The organism is Micromonospora sp. Llam0, assembly GCF_003751085.1.
GTDB lineage: Bacteria > Actinomycetota > Actinomycetes > Mycobacteriales > Micromonosporaceae > Micromonospora_E.
On sequence record NZ_RJJY01000001.1, the window covers coordinates 926,743 to 949,071 of the forward strand.

The 22,329-nt window shown below is 70.0% G+C and carries 19 protein-coding genes; 12 read left to right on the forward strand and 7 right to left on the reverse strand.

Annotated elements, in window-relative coordinates; translation table 11 throughout:
- Positions 1 to 78: 78 nt before the first annotated feature.
- Together EDC02_RS04240 and EDC02_RS04245 are read left to right on the forward strand one after the other, a co-directional pair.
- Complete coding sequence (locus tag EDC02_RS04240) at positions 79 to 1,812, forward strand: Ig-like domain-containing protein (RefSeq protein WP_123600820.1); 1,734 nt, start codon at positions 79 to 81, stop codon at positions 1,810 to 1,812.
- A 184-nt stretch (positions 1,813 to 1,996) separates the two neighbouring features.
- A complete protein-coding gene (locus tag EDC02_RS04245) occupies positions 1,997 to 2,230 on the forward strand; it encodes a TM2 domain-containing protein (RefSeq protein ID WP_123600821.1) in 234 nt (77 codons plus the stop codon).
- A gap of 55 nt (positions 2,231 to 2,285) precedes the next feature.
- On the opposite strand, the gene EDC02_RS04250 is transcribed toward EDC02_RS04245, so the two are convergent.
- Positions 2,286 to 7,109, reverse strand: coding sequence for a family 43 glycosylhydrolase (locus tag EDC02_RS04250; protein ID WP_123600822.1), 4,824 nt, complete (start codon positions 7,107 to 7,109; stop codon positions 2,286 to 2,288).
- Between the two features lie 260 nt (positions 7,110 to 7,369).
- On the opposite strand from EDC02_RS04250, the gene EDC02_RS42510 reads away from it, so the two are divergent.
- The 3 genes from EDC02_RS42510 to EDC02_RS04265 are packed head-to-tail and all read left to right on the forward strand — an operon-like array spanning position 7,370 to position 10,162.
- Entirely contained in the window at positions 7,370 to 8,890 is a 1,521-nt protein-coding gene (locus EDC02_RS42510; protein ID WP_123600823.1) for a hypothetical protein, read from the forward strand.
- A 45-nt stretch (positions 8,891 to 8,935) separates the two neighbouring features.
- Positions 8,936 to 9,406, forward strand: a complete 471-nt coding sequence (locus tag EDC02_RS04260) for a DUF4878 domain-containing protein (protein WP_123600824.1) — start codon at positions 8,936 to 8,938, stop codon at positions 9,404 to 9,406.
- Between the two features lie 42 nt (positions 9,407 to 9,448).
- A complete protein-coding gene (locus EDC02_RS04265) occupies positions 9,449 to 10,162 on the forward strand; it encodes a 4'-phosphopantetheinyl transferase (RefSeq protein WP_123600825.1) in 714 nt (237 codons plus the stop codon).
- Here EDC02_RS04265 and EDC02_RS04270 read toward each other — a convergent pair.
- Positions 10,134 to 10,733, reverse strand: coding sequence for a DUF1707 domain-containing protein (locus tag EDC02_RS04270; RefSeq protein ID WP_233605728.1), 600 nt, complete (start codon positions 10,731 to 10,733; stop codon positions 10,134 to 10,136). The genes EDC02_RS04265 and EDC02_RS04270 overlap by 29 nt on opposite strands.
- Positions 10,730 to 11,269 (reverse strand): NUDIX domain-containing protein, encoded by a 540-nt coding sequence (locus EDC02_RS04275; protein WP_123600826.1) that lies wholly within the window; start codon positions 11,267 to 11,269, stop codon positions 10,730 to 10,732. The genes EDC02_RS04270 and EDC02_RS04275 overlap by 4 nt, the downstream gene beginning before the upstream one ends.
- A gap of 124 nt (positions 11,270 to 11,393) precedes the next feature.
- Between EDC02_RS04275 and EDC02_RS04280 the strand changes: the two genes are divergently transcribed.
- Together EDC02_RS04280 and EDC02_RS04285 are read left to right on the forward strand one after the other, a co-directional pair.
- The gene (locus EDC02_RS04280) at positions 11,394 to 12,113 is read left to right on the forward strand and encodes a hypothetical protein (protein ID WP_148083324.1); all 720 of its coding nucleotides are present in this window, start codon (positions 11,394 to 11,396) and stop codon (positions 12,111 to 12,113) included.
- Between the two features lie 9 nt (positions 12,114 to 12,122).
- Complete coding sequence (locus tag EDC02_RS04285; protein WP_123600828.1) at positions 12,123 to 13,049, forward strand: acetamidase/formamidase family protein; 927 nt, start codon at positions 12,123 to 12,125, stop codon at positions 13,047 to 13,049.
- A gap of 16 nt (positions 13,050 to 13,065) precedes the next feature.
- Here the strand turns inward: EDC02_RS04285 and EDC02_RS04290 are convergent, their stop codons facing one another.
- Together EDC02_RS04290 and EDC02_RS40705 are read right to left on the reverse strand one after the other, a co-directional pair.
- Positions 13,066 to 15,801 carry a beta-L-arabinofuranosidase domain-containing protein gene (locus EDC02_RS04290; protein ID WP_123600829.1) on the reverse strand — a complete coding sequence of 912 codons (2,736 nt, stop codon included), beginning with the start codon at positions 15,799 to 15,801 and terminating at the stop codon, positions 13,066 to 13,068.
- A gap of 204 nt (positions 15,802 to 16,005) precedes the next feature.
- A complete protein-coding gene (locus EDC02_RS40705) occupies positions 16,006 to 16,530 on the reverse strand; it encodes a hypothetical protein (protein ID WP_199757915.1) in 525 nt (174 codons plus the stop codon).
- Positions 16,531 to 16,546: 16 nt separating this feature from the next.
- Here EDC02_RS40705 and EDC02_RS04300 point away from each other — a divergent pair, with 16 nt between their 5' ends.
- On the forward strand, positions 16,547 to 16,900 hold the full coding sequence (locus EDC02_RS04300) for a transposase (protein ID WP_233605729.1): 354 nt from the start codon (positions 16,547 to 16,549) through the stop codon (positions 16,898 to 16,900).
- A gap of 141 nt (positions 16,901 to 17,041) precedes the next feature.
- On the opposite strand, the gene EDC02_RS04305 is transcribed toward EDC02_RS04300, so the two are convergent.
- On the reverse strand, positions 17,042 to 17,356 hold the full coding sequence (locus EDC02_RS04305; RefSeq protein WP_123600830.1) for an MTH1187 family thiamine-binding protein: 315 nt from the start codon (positions 17,354 to 17,356) through the stop codon (positions 17,042 to 17,044).
- Positions 17,357 to 17,609: 253 nt separating this feature from the next.
- On the opposite strand from EDC02_RS04305, the gene EDC02_RS04310 reads away from it, so the two are divergent.
- The 3 genes from EDC02_RS04310 (at position 17,610) to EDC02_RS42650 (ending at position 20,731) form a co-directional block, all read left to right on the forward strand.
- Positions 17,610 to 18,998 carry an IS1380 family transposase gene (locus EDC02_RS04310; protein WP_199757495.1) on the forward strand — a complete coding sequence of 463 codons (1,389 nt, stop codon included), beginning with the start codon at positions 17,610 to 17,612 and terminating at the stop codon, positions 18,996 to 18,998.
- A gap of 492 nt (positions 18,999 to 19,490) precedes the next feature.
- A complete protein-coding gene (locus tag EDC02_RS04315) occupies positions 19,491 to 20,213 on the forward strand; it encodes a helix-turn-helix domain-containing protein (protein ID WP_123600831.1) in 723 nt (240 codons plus the stop codon).
- Positions 20,210 to 20,731 carry a UTRA domain-containing protein gene (locus EDC02_RS42650; protein ID WP_123600832.1) on the forward strand — a complete coding sequence of 174 codons (522 nt, stop codon included), beginning with the start codon at positions 20,210 to 20,212 and terminating at the stop codon, positions 20,729 to 20,731. The genes EDC02_RS04315 and EDC02_RS42650 overlap by 4 nt, the downstream gene beginning before the upstream one ends.
- A 2-nt stretch (positions 20,732 to 20,733) precedes the next feature.
- Here EDC02_RS42650 and EDC02_RS04325 read toward each other — a convergent pair whose 3' ends face one another.
- A complete protein-coding gene (locus EDC02_RS04325) occupies positions 20,734 to 21,624 on the reverse strand; it encodes a cyclopropane-fatty-acyl-phospholipid synthase family protein (RefSeq protein WP_123600833.1) in 891 nt (296 codons plus the stop codon).
- A gap of 187 nt (positions 21,625 to 21,811) precedes the next feature.
- Between EDC02_RS04325 and cpt the strand changes: the two genes are divergently transcribed.
- On the forward strand, positions 21,812 to 22,327 hold the full coding sequence (gene cpt, locus EDC02_RS04330) for a chloramphenicol phosphotransferase CPT (protein ID WP_123600834.1): 516 nt from the start codon (positions 21,812 to 21,814) through the stop codon (positions 22,325 to 22,327).
- The last annotated feature ends 2 nt before the right edge of the window (positions 22,328 to 22,329 follow it).

Genomic DNA, 22,329 nt, shown 5'->3' on the forward strand with positions numbered 1-22,329 from the left:
AACAAGGTTGACAGATCGATATGCGGCGATCAATTGTGGGTGCTGTCGGCGGTTGTTTCCAAGATCCGGGGGATACCCATGCGACGTTGCATCACGGCGGCGATCGCCTGCCTGTTGACGGTCACCGGCGGGTCGCTCGGGCTCGTGTCGCGGCCCGCCCAGGCAGCGTTCTCCTGCACGGTCGACTACCAGGTGGTCAGGGAATGGTCGACCGGGTTCGTCGCCCGGATGACACTGACCAACCTGGGTCCGCCGGTCTCCACCTGGCGACTCACCTTCACCCCGGGCGCCCGACAGACCATCAACTCCGCCTACCGGCAGGTGCCGCCCGGTCTCGTCCTGAGCCCGCTCGCCTGGCCGTACGAGCTGCGCTCCGACGCCGGGGCCTACCACCTGGACACCGGCGACTCGGTGCAGGTGCAGTTCAGCGGCAGCTACTCCGTGGCCAACCCGCCACCGACGAGCTACCACCTCAACGGCCAGACCTGCAACATGGACCCCGACCTGCCGCCGAGCCCGAGCGTCCCGCCGAGCCCGAGCGTCCCGCCGGCCGATCCGTTCCCGCCGGTCGTCGCGCTGCGCAGCCCGCAGATGAACCAGATCTTCGCCACGACCGGCCCCATCCCGGTGGCGGTCGACGTCACCGCCGCCGCCGGGCGTTGGATCACCCGGGTCGAGTTCCGCTCCGCCGGCACCCTGCTGCACACCGACACCACCGCCCCGTACGCCTTCACCTGGCACGGTGCCCCGCCGACCAACGGGACACGGATCGCCGCGACCGCCTACGACGACACCGGCGCCCACGCCACCGCCGAGGTCCGCGGCGTCCGGGTGGTGAGCCCCGCACCGCCCGGTTACGCCCCGGTGCTGACCGTGGCCGGCAACCAACTGGTCACCGTCGACCAGCAGCCCAGGCCGTATCAGCTGCGCGGCGTGGTCCGCGCCGGCGCCGAGACACTGTGCCGCGACGGCTCCGGGATCTTCCACGGTCCGGTCGACGACGCCTCGGTGCGGGCGATGCGGCGGTGGCGGATCAACGCCGTGCGGATCCTGCTCGACCCCGAATGCTGGCTGGGTCGCGACCCGGTCCCGCCGGACTTCCGGGGGGCCGTCTATCGCGACGCGATCGCCGGGTATGCGCAGCGGCTCGTCCGGCACGGGATCACCCCGATCCTGGCCTGGCACGGCCCGGCGACCGCACTGCAACGGACGTTCTGGGTGGACGTCGCCGCCCACTTCGACGACGACAACAGCATCCTGTTCGACCTGCACGGCGACGCGTACCCGGCGGTCGGCGAGCTACCGCCCGACACAGCCTGGCAGGCATGGCGTGACGGCGGGCCGTCGGCCGGCCTGCCGCCCGACTGGCCGGAGTTCGGAGCGGACACCCTGATCTACAACATTCGGCACTTCGCCGGCAGCCACAACGCCCTGCTGGTCGGCGGCCTCGACGGCGGCAACGACCTGTCCGGCTGGCTGGCCTACCCGCTCGACGACCGGTACGCCGGCGGCAACCTCGTCGCAGCCTGGCACGTCGACGACGACGCGGTGTGCGCCACACCGGACTGCTGGCAGCAGCAGGTCACGCCGGTCGCCGCCGAGGTGCCGGTGGTCGCCGCCGAGGTCAGTGAGGACACCGGTGGGCACCGGTTCGTCGCCGAGGTGATCGACTGGCTCGACGACCGCAGGCTCGGCTTCCTCGGATCGGTGTGGCACACCGACGGATACGGCGACGTTCCGCCGTTGATCCGTGGCTACGATGGCCGGCCGACGCCGTACGGTGCCGGGGTGAGGGCGCAGCTGCGCCGCTGACCGTCCACGTGGGCCATCGGCGGTGCCGGCGCAGCCCGGTCGTGGCCGCCGCCCGGGACAGCCTGATGCGCCGTGCTGCGGTAACCTGCCCAGTCGTCGTCCAGATCCGACGGTCCGGACGACGACTCACCCCCACCCCGGCCCACGGTACGCAGGGCCGGGCGTCTAATTCGGAAGGAATCCGATGTCGCAGACCATGGCAGGACCGGCCACCGAGCAGAAGTCCTGGCTCGTCGCGGTGCTGCTCAGCTTCTTCCTCGGCGGGTTCGGAGCGCACCGGTTCTACGTTGGCAAGATCGGTACCGGCGTGCTGATGCTGGTCACCTTCGGTGGACTGGGCCTCTGGGCGCTGATCGACTTCATCGTCATCCTGATCGGCAAGTTCACCGACAAGCAGGGACAGCCGCTGGCCAAGTGACCGGCCGAAGCCCGCAGGCTGGGGCGCCACCCGTACGGGTGGCGCCCCAGCCGCGTTACCGGACGTCGACGACGACCGCACCGCCGCCCAGCGCGGTGGTGGCGGCGTTGATCCGGCTGTCGTAGACCACGGTCCCGGTGTCCGCCCGCCGGATTCGGATCCAGAACCGGTCCTTGCCCTGCTCCCGCAGCGCCTTGTCGTTCAACCCGACCAGGTACTCGTAGTCGCCGGCGCCATTGACCGTGCCCCGGCCGTTGAACCGCACCTGCGGGCCGTCCACCACGTACCCCCGGTGGCTGGTCGCGGCGAACTCCCACTCGCCGAGGCGTAGCCGCAGCGCCACCGGGCCCGGCCCGGTGGTCCCCGGTCCGGTCGCGTCCGGGCCGGCCGCCGCGACGAAGCCGAACTCGGCCCGCCCGGCCACCTGCTCGTCGGCGACGTACGCCCCGGCCGGTGAGGTGATCCAGCCGGAGCCGGCGACGTGCCCGCCGTCGGCCCGGCGTACCGCCAGATAGCCGCCGGCCAGGGCGTGCGCGCCATCCCGGTCGTCGATCACCGTGACCGTCGGCCGGTACACCCCCGGTTCGGCGTAGGTGTGCGTCGCGACGCAGGCCGACCCGTCGATCGTGCCGGCGTTCACGGTGTCGTCGCCCCAGACCACCACGCAGCGGTGCGTGTCGTCCGCGCCGGAGTCGGTGAAGGTCGCGGTGATCCGTACCTCAGTGCCGGCCGTCACTGGCCCGGCCGGCCCGGTGACCGCGATCAGGACCGGAGCGGTGTTGATCGGTCGGATCGGCGTGACGCTTTCCAGGGTCGGCAGCACCGGGACGATGGAGCCGTCGTCGGCGAACTCCAGCCGGTCGATGGTCGTCTCCCGGTGGGTGCCGTCGCCGTCCGGGATGGCGAACCGGTGGTACGCCACGTACCAGTCGTCGGTGCCGGGGACCCGCACCACCGAGTGGTGGCCGGTGCCCTTGATGCCCAGCGACAGGTCCTTGCGCAGGATGACGCCCTGCCGGGGACCCCACGGCCCGATCGGCGAGTCACCGACGGCGTACGCCACCTGGTAGTCCTCGCTGCGGGTGTCGTTCTCCGACCACATGAAGTAGTAGCGACCGTCACGTTCGATCACGAACGTGCCCTCGTTGTAGCCGTCCGGCCGGTAGGTGCGTACCTGGGCCGGGTCGAACGACACCATGTCGTCGTTCAGCGGCACCTGGTAGGAGGCGCCGTTGCCCCAGTACAGATAGGAGCGGCCGTCGTCGTCGGTGAAGACCGCCGGGTCGATCATCTGACCGGGGTAGGTGCCGGCCGGCACCAGCGGCTCGCCGAGCGCGTCGCGGAACGGCCCGGTCGGCGAGTCGGCGACGGCGACCCCCAGGTGCTTACCGGTGTCGCCGGTGGCCTTCCCACCACTGAAGTAGAAGTACCACTTCCCGTCGCGTTCGGCGATCGTCGGCGCCCAGGCGCTGTTGTCCGCCCAGGAGATGTCGGACTCCAGATCCAGGATGACCCCGTGGTCGGTCCAGTTCACCAGGTCCGCCGAGGAGAACACGGAGAACGTCGTGCCGCTCCAGCCGGCGAAACCGTCGGTGGTGGCGTACAGGTAGAACCGGTCGCCGAACACCGCGATGTTCGGGTCGGCGTACCGGCCGGGCAGGACCGGGCTGCGCATCAGCCGGGCCTCGACCGTCCAGGTCGCGGTGGTGCCGTCGGCCCCGGTGACGGTGTACGTCACCGGGGCGCTCAGGTCCCGTACGGTGCCCGACGCGGGTGCGACGGTGGCGCCGGGGGCGAGGGTGAACTCCGGTGCCAGGGCGGTCAGGTCGGTGTCCGGGTGGACGGGCAGGATCACCCGACGGTCGTCGGCGTCGACGATCGCGTCCACCTTCAGCTGCGCCACGGTGGCGTCGGTGATCGCCGCCGGGTCGCCGCCGAGGGCGTACACCTCGTCGGCGGTCAACGCCCGGTCGTAGATCCGGAAGTCGTCGACCTCGCCGGCGAAGTACGGGTCTGCGGCGTACAGCGAGCGTCCGATGTATCCGGCGTGGTCGCGGCTCGGGTCGTGCAGGTCAGACGGACGCACGGCCACGTCGGTGGCGCGGGCGATCTCGACGCCGTCGAGATACATCACGGCGGTACGGCTGCCCGAGTCGACGGTCACCGCCAGGTGTTTCCACTCGCCGCCGGTCAGCGTCGACGACGCGCGCAGCTGCTTCTCGGCCTGCCAACTGCCGGTGGTGATCGCCGAGAGGAGCACGCCGCCGCCGTTGCGCGGGCTGGCGAACAGGTACCGGTTGCTGTCCGGGCCGAGGCCGTAGATCCACTGGTTGGCGGTGCTGGACGCGTCCCATTTGACCCAGGTCGCCACGGTGGTGCTGGCGACCCCGGCGTACACCCCGTTGGGGATGGTGACGTATGGCGCGGTGGTCGAGCCGCTGGCCCCGCCGCTCAACTTGACCGAGCCGCCGCCGTCGACGCCGGTGCCGAACGCCGGGTTCCGCTCGTAGCGGCCGTGCCGGCCCTGTCCGGAGGAGTCGGTGGCGACACTGCCGCCGGTCTCGTCGAACTCGTAGCGCAGCAGCAGCCCGTCGGCCGGCGGTTCCGGCCCGGGGTCCGGACCGTACGCGGCGAGCAGCGCGTCGTACTCGGTCTGGGTGACCGGCAGTACGGTGCCGTGGCGTGGGCTGGTCGGGAGCGCGTAGTCACTCGACGGTGTCCACTCGCCGGAGGCGAGGTCGGTGGTCTCGAACGGGATGTAGCCGCGTCCGCCGAACTCGTCGATGAACAGGTACCACTTCTCCTCGGTGTTCGACTTGAAGATGGTGGGGCCTTCGCCCTGGGACATCGCACCCTGGCCGATGCAGTCGGCGAGGAAGTCCCAGCCGGTGTCGCGCAGCGATGTCGCCGTCTCGGCGAGGATGAACTTGCTGCACGGCGTCGACGAGGAGTTGTTGCGTTCGTCCTTGGTGTAGCGGTAGTAGACGCCGTCGTGGTCGATCACCGTGGAGTCGATGACCGAGTAGCCGGGGTCGACCCATACCTGCGGCTCGGAGAAGGTGTGGAAGTCGCGGGTGGTGGCGTACAGCATCTTGTTGTACGTGTTCCCGGTGTGGTCCGGGTCGTCGGCCGAGTAGAGCTTGGAGGCCCAGAAGACGACGTACGCGCCGATCGTCGGGTCGTAGTAGGTCTCCGGCGCCCAGGTGTTGCCGGCGGTGTCCGGGGAGACCTGCACGAGTCGCTGGTCGGTCCAGTTGACCAGGTCGGTGGACTCCCACACCATGATCGACCTACTGCCGTGGCGCTGCGCGCCGTCCCAGTCGCCGTTGCCGTGGATCCGCAGGTCGGTGGCGATCTGGTAGAACTTGTCGCCGTCCGGGGAGCGGATGATGAACGGGTCCCGCAGGCCCTGCTCGCCCAGCGTCGAGGTGAGCACCGGCCGGCCGTCGTTGAGCTGCTGCCAGTGCAGCGGGTCGTTGCCCTGGCTGAGCGCGAAGTAGACCTGCTCACCGGTGGCGGTGCCCTCGCCGGTGAAGTAGCTGAACAGGTAGCCGGTGCGGTCGGCCGGTGCCGGCAGCGCCGGCACGGTGGCGGTGAACTCGCGGGTGGCGCTGGCCGCGTTGCGGGTGACGGTGGCGGTCAGGGTGACGGTGGTGCCGGCGTCACCGGGTACCGGTCGGTTGACCACCCCGTCGGTGGCGATCACCGCCGGGTCGTCCGACGCCCAGGCCACCATGGTTCCGTCGGCGCCCGTCGTGGGCAGGGTCAGGTTTCCGCGTACGTCGTCGACGTCGTGCACGGTCAGTGCCGCGGCGGCGTCGGCGACGATCCGCGCGTCGTCGAATTCGGCCGGTACGGTCACCTCGAAGCTCCGGGTGTCGGTGACGGTGCCCCGGCGCAGGGTGGCGGTGAGCGTGGCCCGCGCGTCGGGTTCGCCGACGGCCGGTCGGGTCACCGTACCGTCGGTGGCGACCACTGTCGGGTCGCTGGAGGCCCAGTCGATGGCCGAGCCGCCCGGCCCGGTGGCCGGCAGCGTGAGGTCGGCGGTGATCCGGCTGGTGTCACCGAGGTCCAGCGCGGCCGCGTCGTGGGCGACGACCGCGGCCGCCGCGCGTGCACCGAGCTGGGCGGCCTCGTCGGCGGTGACCGCCCGGTCGTAGACGCGGAAGTCACGCACCCGGCCGGCGAGGTGGCGGTCGCCGGTGTAGACCGAGCGTCCGATGTAGTTGGCGGTGGTGGTGCCGTCACCGATCGACGCCGGGGTGATGGTGACCGCGGTGTTGCGGCCGACCTCGACGCCGTCCTCGTAGAGCACTCCGGTGCTGCCGGTCTGGGTGTAGGTGAGGTGTTTCCAGACGCCCCGGGCGAGGTTGCGGGCCGGGTTCGGCCGGGTGTTCTGCTCGGTGGACCAGTTGCCGCTGGCGATCGCGGCGCGGAACTGGTCGCCGGTGGCGAACAGGTAGCCGTCGCCGGTGCCGCCGCTGGTGTTGCCCATTCCGAAGATGAAGTACGGGGTGACCTGGGTCGGGTCGATGAACACGTCCATCGCCACGGTGACCGAGGTCAGGTCGCGCAGCACGTCGTCGGGCAGGTCCACGTACGTGTCACTGCCGTTGAGGCCCAGGCCGTCGGCGCCGGACCAGTCGGCGGCACCGTGCACGGTGCCGTGCCGGTCGTTGCCGGACGTGTCGGTGGCGACGGTTCCGGCGGTGGCGTCCAGTTCGTACCACAGGACGAGGCCGTCGGTCGGTCCGGCCGCGGTGGCGGTGGCGGTGGTCGGCCCGGCAGCCAGCAGACCCGCGGTGAGGGCGAGGGCGGCGAGCGACGCCAGGGCTGTTCGTCGCGGTCCGGCGGTACGCGGTCGAGCCCGCTGCGGCATGACTGTCTCCTCCTGGGAGGCATCCAATTTGTTGTCGGATGTTCGGTATCAGCTCTTGTTAGCGTTAACAATGCGCGGCAGGCGACGCCCGGGTCCGAGAGCGCCCGATTCGTCGCCGTGACACGGCGGTTGCGAGAGTGTTAACCGGTTCGTGCCTCGTCGTCAAGGGTGCACCTGCCCGGCGGGCCCGACCTCGGCCGACCGCGACGCCGACCCGGCCCTTCTGCCACCGGCAGCGGCGGACGGTAGGGTCGCGCGGCATGAGGACGGTCTACACGTCAGCCGAACCCGACACCTTCCACCCCGCCCGGGAACGGCTGGTCGGCCAGGTCGGGAAGTGGGCGCGTCGGCAGCGGCGCACCGGGCTCGACCCGTTCGTGATCGAGACACTGCTGGAGTACCGGTGGAGTCACGGTGACGGTCTGCTCGGACGGTGGCACCCCGACGACCTCACCGCCGCTCTGCTCGACTGGTTTCCCCGACAGGTCACCATGCACCCGAACGACTGGGACGCCGTCGTACCGAGCGTACGGGGATTCGTCGACTTCCTGTTCGACGAAGGGCTCGCCGACCGGCACTGCGCCGACCGGGACCTGCTGCACAAGACGCTCGACGAGCTGACCGGACCGGTCGCCGAGGCGCTGGCCGACGAGCGGCGCTACGGTCCGGCGAAGTACTGGGCCACCCGGATGATGCGCGACGGCGTCGACCCGACCGACAACGCGGCCGCCCAGGCGTTCATCGCCGACGTGCACGCCGGCCGGATCCCCGTCGACCGGGACCTGCTCAACCAGATCATGGCCAACCACCTGGCGGCGTCCGACCGCGCCCAACGCCCACCGACCCTGCCACTGGTGGTCGTCCCGGACGACGCCGAGCTGCGCCCGGCGGCCGAATCGTCGACGATCCTGCACCGGGTCCGGCAGTTCGTGGCCTGGGTGGGCCAGGGCCGAACCCTGACCCCGAACGGCAACCTGCGGCTGGCCGACGCCCGGGAACTGATCCCGCTGCTCGGCACCGCAGACGTGATCGACCCGGCCATCGGTGACCGGGTGTTCAAGACCCGCAGCAGCGAGGAGCTGTACGGGCTCTCGGTCGTCGTCGCCTGGGCCCGGGCCGCCCGGGTGGTCCGGCCGGTCAAGGGACGGCTCGTTCCGGTCAAGAGCGCGGCGAAGCTGCTGACCGACCCGCTCGCCCTGGCCCGGCGGCTGTACGCGGCGCTGCCCGAGATCGGGGCGGCGGTGTGCGGCAGCGGCTGGAGCGAATCGTTGATGCGGTGGCGGTTCGACGACGCCGTCGACGTCGCGGCGCTCGCCCTCTACTCGTCCGCCGGACCGCTGCCGGTCCCGGCCCTGCGTGAGCTGCTGTACCAGGCGCTGGAGGAGTCGATGCTGGTGCCGTATGGCGGCACCGAGGAGCGGCAGGGGGCGTGGCGCCGGCTCGCCCACAACGACGCCGACCGGCTGTTCGCGCAGCTGGCCGACCTCGGCGCGGTCCGGCTCACCGACGACGAGATCAGCCTGACGCCGCTCGGTGCCGCGTTGGTCGGGCACCACCTGCGCGAACAGGGCGTCGTGGTGCCGACCGTGGCGGAGCTGCTGGACGAGACAGCGGAGGTGGTGGTGGCGGTCGCCGCCGACAGCGATCCGGACAGCGCCGACCGGCTGCTGACTGCCTGGTGCGCCCACCAGCCGCAGAGCGGTCCCGCTGAGCTGCGGGCACTCGCCCGGCGTACCGACGACCAGCAGCACCGGCGTCTCGCCCGGTCCCACGCGGGGTAGCCGCCCCCGTCTGTCAGGTGGCGGGCGGCCTTTAGCATCCGGATCATGAGTTACCAACCGCCGGGGCCGCCACCACCGCCGTCACCCGCTGGGCCGAGCCGCGGCCGGCGGACGACCGTGATCATCGTCGCTGTCGTGCTCGCCGTCGTCCTGCTCTGCTGCGTCGGCGTCGCCGGGGGTGGCTTCTGGCTGTACCGGACCGTGTCAGCGGCCACCGAGCCGGCCCGCGACGCCACCACCGCCCACTTCGACGCGCTGTCCGCCGGCGACTACGCCGGCGCCTACCAGCGACTGTGCCAGGACCGGCGGGACACCCTGTCCGAGACGGAGTACGTCCGGCAGGAGTCCGCCGCCGGACAGATCGCCGGGTACGACATCGTCGGCGTCAACGTGTCGACCACCAACGGGCGGACATCCGGCACGGTCACCGTCGAAGTCACCTATGACGGTGGCGCGCAGCGGCAGGAGGCCGTCAGACTGGTCCAGGAGAACGGCGAATGGCGGGTCTGCCGGTGACAGCCGACCACCTGCCACGGCGGTGACGGAGGGCGGAGCGGGATGATCGAGGCACTGCTGCCAACCACGGCGGTCGCCCGCGAGGCGTTCGACGACAGCGTCCCGGTCACCCTGTTCCCCGAGGAGTCGGCGGTGCTCGGCAACGCGGTGGACAAGCGCCGCCGCGAGTTCGGCACCGCCCGCCGCTGCGCCCACGAAGCCCTCGCCGAGTTGGGCTTCCCCGGCGTACCGGTGCCGTCCGGCGCCCGCCGTGAACCCCGCTGGCCGGCCGGGGTGGTCGGCAGCATCACCCACTGCGCCGGCTACCGCGCGGCGGTGGTGGCCCGGTCGGTCGACCTGACCGCGGTCGGCATCGACGCCGAGCCGCACGAGCCACTGCCCTCCGGAGTGCTGAACAGCATCACCGTGCCCGACGAACTCACCTGGCTCGCCGCCCGCCGGGACACCCACCCGCAGGTGCACTGGGACCGGCTGCTGTTCTGCGCCAAGGAAGCCGTCTACAAGGCGTGGTATCCGCTGGCGGAACGCTGGCTCGGCTTCGAGCAGGCGTACGTCGAGGCGACCCCCGGGTCTGGCAGCGCGGCCACCCCCGGGTCTGGTGGCACCGTCACCGACGGGGACTTCACCGCCCGGCTGCTGGTGCCCGGCCCTCCGCTGCCCGACGGCACGCCGCTGCCCGGGTTCACCGGCCGGTGGCTGGCCCGCAACGGCCTGATCGTCGCCGCGATCAGCGTCCCGGCCGGCCCCGACGTCTGACCGTCACACCGCCCCAGAACGCCAACCCGTTGATGTGGATCCTCGGCCCGCCGGGGCCGCCCAGCCCCGCTGCCCGCTGCCCGAAGTCGCCCATTAGCCCGACACCGGAGATCGACACCTCGGCATCGTCGGGCACCACGATCTCGATGCCACCCATGATCGCCCAGGCCCGGATCCGGATGGCGTTCGCGTCGAACTGCGCCTCCCGCAGGTCGATCCGGCCGCCGCCCCAGAAGGCGAAAGCCCGCAGAATTCCCGGTGCCGCCCACCGGCCGCGCCGGTCGAAACCGCTCATCACCGCGACCGCCCACTGCGATGGACGCGACGGCGCCAGGCCGTGATCGCCCCGCCGGGCCACCGCGTCGGACACCGCACGGGGAATGTCCCGGGTCAGCGGCTCCAACTCCGCGTACGTCCGGGCGGCGTACACCCGGCCCAGCCGTTCGTCCAACTCGGGCAGATCGATCCGGCCCTCGGCGGCTGCGGCCCGCAGCACCTCCGCCACCTGCTCGCGGTCGGCGTCGGAGGCCCGCAGCCCGTCAGGAGGCAGCCGGTCAGGAAGGTCGCTCACGCCCACAGGGTACCGAGCGGCGCCGGGTCCGTCGGATCGGTCAGGTAGCGCGCCAGTACCTCGGTGTGCAACGGAAACGCCAACGTGACCGGCTCGGTCACCACCAGCCACTCGGTGGCCTCCTCGGTCGCCGCCGACACCGGCAACGCCTGCGCCGGTCGGGGCGGCAGCACCCCGAAGATCAGCAGACTGGCGCCGCTCGGCACGCTGCGTACGGCGTACAGTCGCACCTGGTCGGCCCGCCCGGTCAGGCCGGTCTCCTCGCGCAGCTCGCGGACCACCGCGGTACGCCAGTCCTCGCCGTACTCGATGAACCCGCCCGGCAACGCCAGCTCGCCGCGCGCCGGCTCGATGTCGCGTCGCTGCACCACCACGCCGATCCCCTGTGGAGTAGTCACCGGAACCACGGCGACCGCCACCGGCGTCGGGTTACGCCAGACCTGCTGCCCACAGTGGTCACAGGACCGGGGCCAGTCGGCGTCGGCCGGGTAGCGGGCACCGCAGGATGAGCAGAACGAGTAGGGCACGCCAGTCACAGCGCCCGACGATACGCCGGTGGCCGGGTCGCACCCGCTGTCGCCTATCCGACCGCCGCCGGGCACCCGCCGCCGCCCCCGGTCGGGGATCCTGACGGCAGTAACCGTACGGGGAGGTGTGCCGATGCTGTTCAGCGCGGCGTGCCCGGTCCGGGAGACCGAGCGGGACTGGATCGACGAGTCGCTGTCCTGGCTGATCCGCGAGTTCGGCGAGCCGGCGCTGCGCGGACCGGTGGTGCTGCCCACCGACGAGTTCTTTCCCGGCGCCTACCACGGCAGCGAGGCCGACGTCGCGGCCGTGCTGCACCGCGTCGCGCGACACATGGCCGTCGACCCCGACCGGATCGAGTTCGTCTACGAGCGGGTCGACGAGACCGAGGCCGCTCTGCTGGCCGGGCTGCCGGCGTACGCGTCGACCAGCTCCGGTGCCGCCGGGCACTACGTACGCCGGGGCGGCCGGGGCGTGATCACCATCGCCGGGGCGCAGGCCCGCCAGCCGACGGCGCTGGTCGCCACCATCGCCCACGAGCTGGCCCATGAACGCCTGATCGGTGAGGGTCGGCACCGGCCCGACGCCGCCGACCACGAGCCGCTCACCGACCTCACCACCGTCTTTTTCGGACTCGGCATCTTCACCGCCAACGCCGCCTTCGACTACCGGGGCCGGGCCGGCGGCTGGCAGTCGAGCCGGCTCGGCTATCTCACCGAGCCGATGTACGGCTACGCGCTGGGCCGGTACGCCTGGCTGCGCGACGACCTGCCGCCCCGCTGGGCCCGGCATCTGGACACCAACCCGCGCAGCTACCTGCGCCGGTCGCTGCGTTACCTGGACCGGCGGCGGTAACCTGCGGCGATGCGGCACACCCTGGAGCCGAACGCCCGGACCCTGCACGGCTACTTCTCACCCGACTATCCGCCGGTGCTCACCATCGACCCCGGTGACACGGTCACCTTCCGTACCCTGGACTGCTGGTGGTCGGCCGGTCCGTACGCCGGCGGGCTGCACGACCAACGGCCCCGGCACGCGGCGTACCGGCCGGGCTTCGGCCACGCCCTGGTCGGGCCGGTCGCGGTGCGCGGTGCCCGGCCCGGGACGACCCTGTCGGTACGGGTCGACGAGGTGCAGCCGGCCGAGTGGGGCACCACGCTGGCCGGCAGCGCGTTGACCCCGCACAGTGAGCGGTACGGGATCGCCGGCACCGAGACGGTGCACAGCTGGCAGCTGGATCCGACCGCCGGCACCGGCCGCAACCAGCTCGGGCACACGGTGACCCTGCGGCCCTTCCTCGGCGTGCTCGGCATGCCACCGGCGCAGCCCGGCGAGCACTCGACGATCCCGCCCCGACGCTGCGGCGGCAACCTGGACTGCAAGGACCTGGTCGCCGGCAGCACCCTGCTGCTGCCGGTCACCGTCGGCGGCGCGCTGTTCTCCGTCGGCGACGGGCACGCCGCCCAGGGCGACGGCGAGATCTGCGGTACGGCGATCGAGTGCCCGATGGACCGGGTCCAGCTCACCTTCGACCTGGTCGACGACCAGCCGTTGACCGGCCCGGTGGCCCGGGTCGACGGCGCCTGGCTGACTCTCGGCCTGGGCGACACCCTGGACGCCGCCACCGCCGACGCCCTCGACGCGATGATCACCCTGATGTCCCGCCGGCACGAGCTGTCCCGGGGCGACGCGGTCGCCCTGGCCAGCGTCGTCGTCGATGTACGGGTCACGCAGATCGTCAACGGCGTCGTCGGCGTGCACGCCCGGCTCGCCGACGACGCCATCCGTTGAACGCCGCCCCGGGCTGCTAGACGAACCGCCAGAGGTGGTCGTTGGTGCCGTTGTCGTCCCAGATGATGACCTGGGCCCCCTGAGCGGTGGACGCGCCGCTGACGCCGAGGACCCGGCCGCCGTTCGCGCACTGGATCCGGAAGTAGCCGTTGGCTCCGTACCGCAGCCGCCACCGGTGGTCGTTGGTGCCGTTGTCGGCCCACTGGAGCACCCGGGCACCGTTGGCGGTGCTGGCGTTTTCCACGCCGAGTACCTTGCCGCTGTTGGAGTTGCGCAGGCGCAGGTAGCCACCCGTGTCGATCATGGCGGTCCACAGATGATCGGCGGTGCCGGTGTCGCCCCATTGGATGACCAGGCCGCCGTCGGCGGTGGACATGTTCTGTACGCCGAGCACGAGGCCGCTGCCGAGGTTCTGGATCCGCCGGGCACCGGTGGGGAGGAACCGCCACTGGTTGTCCGCCGTGCCGTTGTCCGGATCCTGGACCGCCCGGGCACCCTGGGCGGTGGAGCCGTTCAGGATGGCCAGCAGCTTCCCGGTGTGCACGTTGCGGATCTTGTGCGAGCCGTCTCCGACATCGACGATGGTCCACCGGTGGTCGGCGGTTCCGGTGTCGCCCCACTGCAGAATCGGAGTGTTGTCGGCGGTGGACATGTTCTGTACGCCGAGCACCTTCCCGCTGTGGACGTTGCGCAACCGCAGGGCGGTCCCGTCGACGATCAACTGCCACTCGTGGTCGGCGGTGCCGTTGTCGGCCCACTGCAATGCCAGGCCGCCGTCGGCGGTCGACATGTTCTGGATGCCGAGCACCAGTCCACTGGCCGCGTTGGCCAGGCGGAAACTGGCGCTCGAATCGGTGCCCCCACCGCCGCGGTTCCAGTACACCGTGTAGTTGTGACCCTGGGCGTCGTAGAAGGGGCCGAGGTTGACCGTGGCGCCGTTGGCGGTGGCGGTGAAGGCCAGCGAACTGGTGCTGGTCCGGGTCACCGAACTGGTGTTCAACGAGGGGAGAGCGCTCAGGGTCGTGTTGCCGTAGTTTCCCGACAACACGACCGGGCCGTAGACGAGCGCCACCACGTTCTGGTTGTCGTTGGCGGGCTCTACCGCGACCTGCATCGGCAGCCGTACCGTGACCGCGTCACCGGATGTCCAGGAGCGGGTGAGCGCGGCGTAGGTGCCCGGCGTGGTGGCGATGCTCTGCGCGACACCGTTGACGCTGATGGTGGCGTTGCTGGCCCAGGCGGGGATGCGTACCCGCATGGTCCAGGAGCCGCTGACGTTGCCGGTGACGGTGAGGGTGGTGGTGTCGCTGACCGGGTAGCTGGTGGTCTGGGTGACGGTGATCCCGCGTTGGGACCAGTTGAGCACCGACGGCAGGAACAGGTTCACGGTCAGCGTGGTGCTGTTGTGGAAGTAGATGGAGTCCATCAGCTTCGTGTTCGTCTCGATGCCGGTGCCCTGGCAGCACCAGAACGAGTTGTAGTCGGTGCTGAAGGTGCCGCCGCCCCAGGCCGGGCCGACGCCACGGCGACCGCCGGGCCGCAGCGGGGTGAAGTAGGTGCCGTGCCCGTGGTTGCTGGCCGGGTTCTGCTGGCCGATGAGGTGGTTGAGCAGGGCCCGCTCGTAGTAGTCGAAGTACGCCACCCGGTTCGGGTCCAGCAGCCACAGCTCGCGGGTCAGTTTGAGCATGTTGTACGTGTTGCACGCCTCGGCGGTGTCGTTGGCGAGGTACCCGGCGATGGCGTTCGGGGGGCGGAAGTGTTCCGCCTGGCTGTTGCCGCCGATCACGTAGGTGTGCGTGTCGACGGTCATGTTCCAGGCGTTGCTGGCGATGTCGCGGTAGCGGGTGGTGCCGGTGGCCTTGTACTCCCGCGCGGCACCCACCCACTTCGGGATCTGGGTGTTCGCGTGTTTGCCGTTGAGTTGGTCCTGGTTGGCGGCGAGCGGGTTGAAGACCGAGGCGTGGTCGAACCGTTGCGCGGTGGCGAGCCAGCGAGCGTCGCCGGTCTGCTGGTAGAGGTCGGCCAGCACGGCGTTCATGCCGCCGAATTCGGTGTTCAGCACCGTCTGCATCTGGTTGTAGCTCAGCCGGCCGGTCCGCCAGTCGACCCAGCCGGCGAGCCGCAGCAGGACGTCTCGGGCCTGGTTGTTGCCCATGTAGCGCCAGACGTCGAGCAGCCCGGCCAGCGTCTTGTGGATGCAGTAGTACGACACGGCGACGAAGCCGCCCGATTCGAGAGCGGCGATGTCGGACTCGGGGAAGCCGGACAGGTATCCGGTGTTGAATCCGGCGGCGCCGTTGTTGGCCTGACACTTGGCCAACTCGCCGACCATGTAGTTGGCCTTGTCCCGGCAGGTGGTGTCGCCGGTGACGGCGTAGGCGTACGACCAGGCGGTGAGGAAGTGCCCCTGCATGTGGGAGCGGAAGGGAAAGTTCGGGGCATCCCAGCCGCCGTTGGTGGCGGCTCCGTTGGTGGAGAGTCGGTGGTTGGCCCGAAAGACGTAGAGCATCCGGTCCACGTCGACGAAGCGCAGATAGTTCAGGGTGCGGTTCTGGTTGTCCAGCCAACGGCTGCTGGTCAGCCGCACCTGACCCATCTCGAACGGATACGCGGACACCCCGATGTCCGGACGGACCGGGGCGACCTCGGCGGCGGCTGCGGACATTCCGACCATCGGACCGACCGCCGAGGCGACAGTGGCGGCACCGGCGGCTTGGAGCAGTTGGCGGCGGTTCAGATCTGGAAAAGGCATGGTGGCTCCATCGGGTGTGGGGTGGGGAGCGGGCTGGGTGGGCGCTCCCGGGGTTCCCCGAAGTCCGGCGCGTCGAGGCGGCCGAGCCGCGCGGAACCGAGTCAGACTCAATGCAGGCTGGTCTATGTTAGCGATAACATACTGGGTCCGTAACACGTCCGCAACCCCTCTGTCAGTGCAGCAGTCGCAGACTGGCTGACACGATCACACCACCGTGGTCGAGCCGGGCCGAACGATCATCAGCACCGTGACGGTCGCCCAGAGCAGGTTGAACACCCCGGTGTACGCGGCCAGCCGGGCCGGGGCGGCGGTCGCTGACGTCGTCGTTGGCTCTGGGTCGTCGCCGGGAGTGTCGGTCTCGGTCAGCAGCGCCTGCTGGCGGGGGAGCACCCGCAGCACCAGCAGCGCGGCGGCGATCGCGGTGAGCGCGATCGACACGAGCAGCCAGGCGTCGGTGAGGACCCCGAGACTGGTGGCGGTGGCCCGTTGTGCGGCGCTGTCGCGGGCTGCGGTCGCCACCGGGTACACCACACCGGCGTCGGTGAGCCGGGTGTGTAGGTGGCGTTCCCGTACGGTCGAGTGGAGCCAGAACAGCACGGGCCAGATCCGGTTGGTGACCCGGGCCAGGCTCATGTAGCCGTCGACTTTGTCGACCAGGACGGGTAGCGGTTCGCGAGGCGGATGCGCGCGGAACGCGTCGACACGCTCTGCGACGAGATCGCCGGGCATACCCGCCGGGATCAGCGTGCCGGTCCTCGCCGCGTGGAACGCCAAGGAAGACCTCCTCGACCTGCTGGCCCTGGCCCGCACCCACCCGGACCGGGAACACGTCGCCCGGCTGCTGCACCTCTTCTACCAGCGCTGCGCCGACAGCGATCTACCCGAACTCGCCCGCCTCGCGACCACGATCGAGATCTGGTGGCCCCAGATCCTCGCGTTCCTGCACACCGGCATCACCAACGCAGGCTCCGAAGGCACCAACCGGGTCATCAAGACCGTCGCCCGCGACGCCTACGGCTTCCGCAACCCGATCAACCAACGCCTACGAACCCGCTGCGCGACCACCCGGAAAAGCCGCGGCCACCTCAACCCCGCCTAACTTCGAAGAGCCTCTTTGCTGCAACCCCGAACGCAGCGCGTAACCTACCAGGACCACGAGAATGCGCAGAACTCCTGGATGGAATGTCGAATTCTTAGCGGGTGGACTGCACCGCGCTGGAGCGCCGACACTGCGGTCTTCTCACTCGCCGACGCCTTCGCTGAGGTACCGTTCCACCGCCTCGACCTTTCCGGTAAGCGCCCCAGAAACACCCGGTCGATAATCGACCTTCACTACCGTACTCACCCGTGGCGCCAACGCGGCCACAGCCTCCACCGCCTGCTTGACCACTCCCATGACCTCATCCCACGTATCCCCCTCGACCAACGTGAACATCGCATCGGTCTGGTTCGGCAAGCCCGAGGCCCGGACCACACGGATGCCCTCAGCGACGATCCGACCCACGTCCTCACCTACGCCCAACGGTGTCACCGAGAACGCCACCAGCACGGACATAGCCACTCCTTCCGCTGTGCTTCCGACTGCCGCCCAGCGGAGAGCAGCGGGTCCCTGAACCCCATAGATCACGAACAAGCTTCCCCCTGACTTCGGTCACCCGCTTCCGGTCCTCGTCTCCTGCTCTGCCCTGAGCCTCGATCCACCGATGAAGGTTTGACCGGCAGGACCCCGGCTACAGAAAGTGCCCTCTGAACTGGAAGGATAGGAGTTCTGACGCTTCTATCACTCGGTTCGAGAGGGCACCTCGCAGGTGAGAATACGCCAGGACGCGCCGGTGGTGCGCGCGACGTTCGACGATCCGAATCTGGTGTCGTGTGCCGGTCTCGTTCCGGTGATGCGCCTTGCCGAGCAGGCCGGTCTGCACGACGCGGTCGCAGACCGGGTCAGGCTACCGACGGACAAGGGCGCGAACCCGGCCGGCAAGGTCGCCACGATCGTGGCCGGGATGCTCGCGGGCGCGGACAGCATCGACGACCTCGACATCGCCCGGCACGGCGGCATGCGGTCGCTGTTCGGCGGCGTGTACGCGCCGTCGACACTCGGGTCGTTCCTGCGTACGTTCACCCACGGGCACGTACGGCAGTTACAGGCCGCCGCCCGCGACACCCTGATCGGTCTGACCGGCCGGGCACCGATCCTGACCGGCGCCGACACCCTGTGCTTCGTGGACATCGACTCCATGCTGCGGCGGGTGTACGGCAAGCAGAAGCAGGGCATCGGGTTCGGCCACGCCAAGGTCGGCGGCTACAACGTCTACCTGCGCGGCTACAACCCCCTGGTCGCGACGCTGTCCACCCCGCTGTCCGCGCCGGTGATCGCCGCCACGAGGCTGCGGTCGGGTAACGCCGGCTCGGCCCGGGGCGCCGCCACCATGATCGCCGAGGCCATCACGACCGCCCGGGCATGCGGCGCTTCGGGGGAGATCATGGTGCGAGCGGACTCGGCGTTCTACGCCAAGACGGTGATCAGCGGCTGCCGGCGTCGTGGCGTGCGGTTCTCGGTCACCTGCCGCATCGACCCGAAGATCCGCGCCGCGTGCGACGGCATCGCCGCCGACCAGTGGGTCGACATCACCTATCCGCAGGCCGTCTGGGACGAAGACGCCGGCCGGTGGATCTCCGACGCGCAGATCGCCGAAACCACGTACACCGCGTTCGCCGGCACCCGACACGAGGCGACCGCCCGGCTGATCGTGCGCCGCGTCCGCCGCGACGACCCGCAACAGATCCCCGGCCAGGACGAACTCCTGCCGACCTACCGGTACCACGCCGTGTTCACCGACAGCCCGTACACCCTCGTCCAGGCCGAAGCCCAGCACCGGCAACACGCGATCATCGAGCAGGTCAACGCCGACCTGATCGCCGGGCCCCTCGCCCACCTGCCCTCCGGACACTTCAGCGCCAACGACGCCTGGCTGACCTGCGCCGCGATCACGCACAACCTCACCCGCGCCGCCGGACACCTCGCCGCGGGCACCTGGTCGACCGCCAGACCCGCCACCATCCGGACCCGGATCATCACCGTCGCGGCCCGCCTCGCCCACCGGGCCCGCACCATCCACCTACACCTGCCCGAGTACTGGCCCTGGCAGGCGGCGTTCGACAACCTGTTCACCGCCGTCCAGCCGGCACCCGGCTGACCACACCCCACCAGCCGAAACCAGGCGGCCCGACCACAGGCCACAATCCCCGTTCCACCTCGAACCCTCACCCTCGGAGCAAGCCGATCACGTGATCGGCGACTCCCTCACGCCCGCCCCACCACCCCAATACAGAAATGTTCAACCAACATTTAGCGGCAACCGCGTCGGTGGATCGAGGCTCAGCATCCGGCGCAGGTGCCACCTCACGCGCGGCCAGCAGCCGGAACCGTGGGTCCCGCCCGATGTAAGTCTGCCCCGGCGGCCGCCGGGGCAACGGCGGCCGGTTCGGCGTCGGGCCTTCATTGCGAACGACGTACGGTGGCACGCCATACCTACTGCCGGGAGTTTGGTTCCTGGTCAAGATCTTTCCCCTTCGCACGGAGGACTGTTGAAGGATCTTCTGTGGACTCTTCCTGTGTGGAGGGGATGTCGGGACCTCTGCGTCAGGTAGCCTAGGCACGTTCATAAACGTCCCGGGAGTGATCAACCATGAACACAGCGCTGCACGTGGCGATGAGCCGGACCGGCATGACGCCCGCGACCCTGGCCGGCAAGGTGGGAGTCGACCCGAAGACCGTCGCCCGGTGGCTCGGCGGTCGCGTACCTCACCCCCGCCACCGCTCGCAGGTCGCCCAGGTGCTGAGAGAAGATGAAGACGTGATCTGGTCCGGCTTGCTCAAACGCGGATACGACCGGGAGATCCGCGCCGCATGGCCGACACGCTCAGCCGTCCCCCGGGAACTCTGGAACGACCTCATCCACCGCGCCACGTCCCGCATCTGGTGCGCCGGCTACACCTCGTACTTCCTCTGGACCGAGGTCCCCGGCATCACACCCACCCTGCGCAACAAAGCCGCATCCGGCCTCGACCTGCGCTTCCTCCTCGGACTCAAGGACTCACCCGTCACCCACGAGCGTGAACGCATCGAAGACGCCGCCCTGTCGATCTCCACCCGCATCGACATCACCACCGCCGAACTCACCAAGATCGAACCCACCCCACAGGTACGCCACACCGACCGCCACATCAGCCTGTCCGTCTGGATCTTCGACGACGAAGCCCTCGTCAGCACCCACCTCGCCGACCAACTCGGACACGCCTCCCCCACCCTGCACATCCGCCGCCGCGGCCCCGGCGGCCTGTTCGACCAGTACGCCAACCACGTCGACCACCTCTGGGAAACAGCCCACGCACCAGCACCGGCCCCATGACAGACCAGGGCTGGACCAGCAGCTCAGACCCGTACCTCGTCGCGCAGCAGCACGACGCGTGGTCCGCCGAGGCCGCCGGCCGGGGACGCGTCGGCACCCAACAGCTTCTCGGCGTCGAGACCATCGACGTGGACACACAGGTCAGACGCGCGCTCGGACTCGCCACCGGCGAACGAGCCGTCGTCCGCCGCCGCCTCATCCTCGAAGACAATCGCCCCGTCGAACTCGCCGACTCCTACTACCCGGAACCCATCGCCGCCGGCACCCCACTGGCCGACAACCGCAAGGTCAAAGGCGGCGCGCGGCCAACCCGTCGAGTACGCCGTCATGCGTACCGTGACCAGCCGCTCCACCGGCCACACCTACCAGATGCAAATCCCGCCCGCCTGACAGACCCCGGCCGACAGCGCTGCCGTTCGTCCCGCTGGCGGCGGGCCCTGGGGGTCGATCGGGGGTCGATCGCCGTCGCCGGTCGCAGGGTGGGCCTGGTGTCAAGAGAGAACGAGAACGCGGTCTGAACTCATGCCTTTTCAAGCACGATAAAGTGGTATTCCAGCCAACGCTGCGACAATCCAACTTGCGACGCCGACCCGCCAATCATGTTGGCCCAGAAGGGGATCTCAACAAGACGATTGTGAAGCCGTGGAACCATGGCTGTGGCGCCCACTGCCACCTTGACCACGCGGTCGCGTGGCCGCCCGAGGTGCAGATATGAAGTAAGATCCATGTCCTCGGCCAGGCGTAGGCCAGCGCGCTCAGACATAGCGACCAGCTCGGCCACAGTATGCAAACTTCCGATACGCCACCCGGCACGGAACTGGTCGAGACAGCGCTCGCGAGCGGCGAGCCCGCGATCCTTGTCGGTCATCCAGTCGTCGCACAGGATAAGGCGACCGCCAGGGCGCAGCCGATCCGCCAGGGACGGGAGCAGGTTCGCCAGCGACGGCGAGTGAACGACCGCCTCTACCGCGACCATGGCGTCGTAGTGTGGTTCCGCGGGCAGTTCGGCGAAATCGGCGCAGAGCACGTGACAGCGGTCGGTCAGTCCTTCGCGGGCGAACCGCTTCGCTGCGATCTCGGCCTGCACTCGGCTGATGGTCACCCCGGAAATGATCCCGTCCACCTCGCGGGCCAAGCGGACCATCGTCCCACCGACGCCGCAGCCAAGGTCAAGCACCCTTGCGCTTCCCTGAGGGACATGCCCACGCAAACGTTCGATCGTCAGGCGGTTGACGGTGTCCACGGCTTGAGCCACGTTGGCGACATCCGGCGTCCACACGCCACGGTGGATCGCGTCACTGCCTGGGCTCTCGGCAACCAGGAGGAACCGACGCGTGTTGTCCTCGTAGTAGTCAGCGACGCGATCCAAGTGTCCAGATCCAGGTGCGGCACGCTCCGATGTCGAACTCATCGACGCAAGCTATCACAGTGTATGGAACAGCTTGTACCCATTTGGCATGGCTGCGGGAGCGGTGGTAAGCGATGGGGCGTTGTGCAGGGTGGCCATGACGGCAGGGCTGTTGCCGGGCCGCTCGGTCGGACCTTCGATAGAGTCGAACACGGCACCGCACAGCCCAGCGGAGAAGGTGACCGATCACATGGCGACGCAGGTCATCGTGCTCAACGGCGGGTCCAGCTCCGGCAAGTCCGGGATCGTCCGGTGCCTCAAGCACCTGTTGCCCGACCCGTGGATCAGCCTCGGGATCGACGACCTGATCGAGCGGCTGCCGCCGGCCATGGTGACGTTCGGCGCTCATGGCGAAGTCATCCTCGGCGACGGCTTCGACGAGATGCAGCACGCCTGGCGGGTGGGTGTCGCGGCGATGGCGAGGGCCGGGGCACGGGTCATCATCGACGAGGTGTTTCTGGGCGGCGGTGCCTCCCAGGAGCAGGCCCGCCGGTACCTGGACGGCCTGTCCGTGCTGTGGGTCGGGGTGCGGTGCGCTGGGGACATCGCGGCGGCGAGGGAGATCGCCCGTGGTGACCGGGTGGTCGGGATGGCAGCGTCGCAGGCCGAGATCGTCCACCAGGGAGTCGGCTACGACATTGAGGTGGATACCAGTCACCTGGAGTCGCTGGACTGCGCCCGCATGATCGCCACGCGGACGGTCTGAGC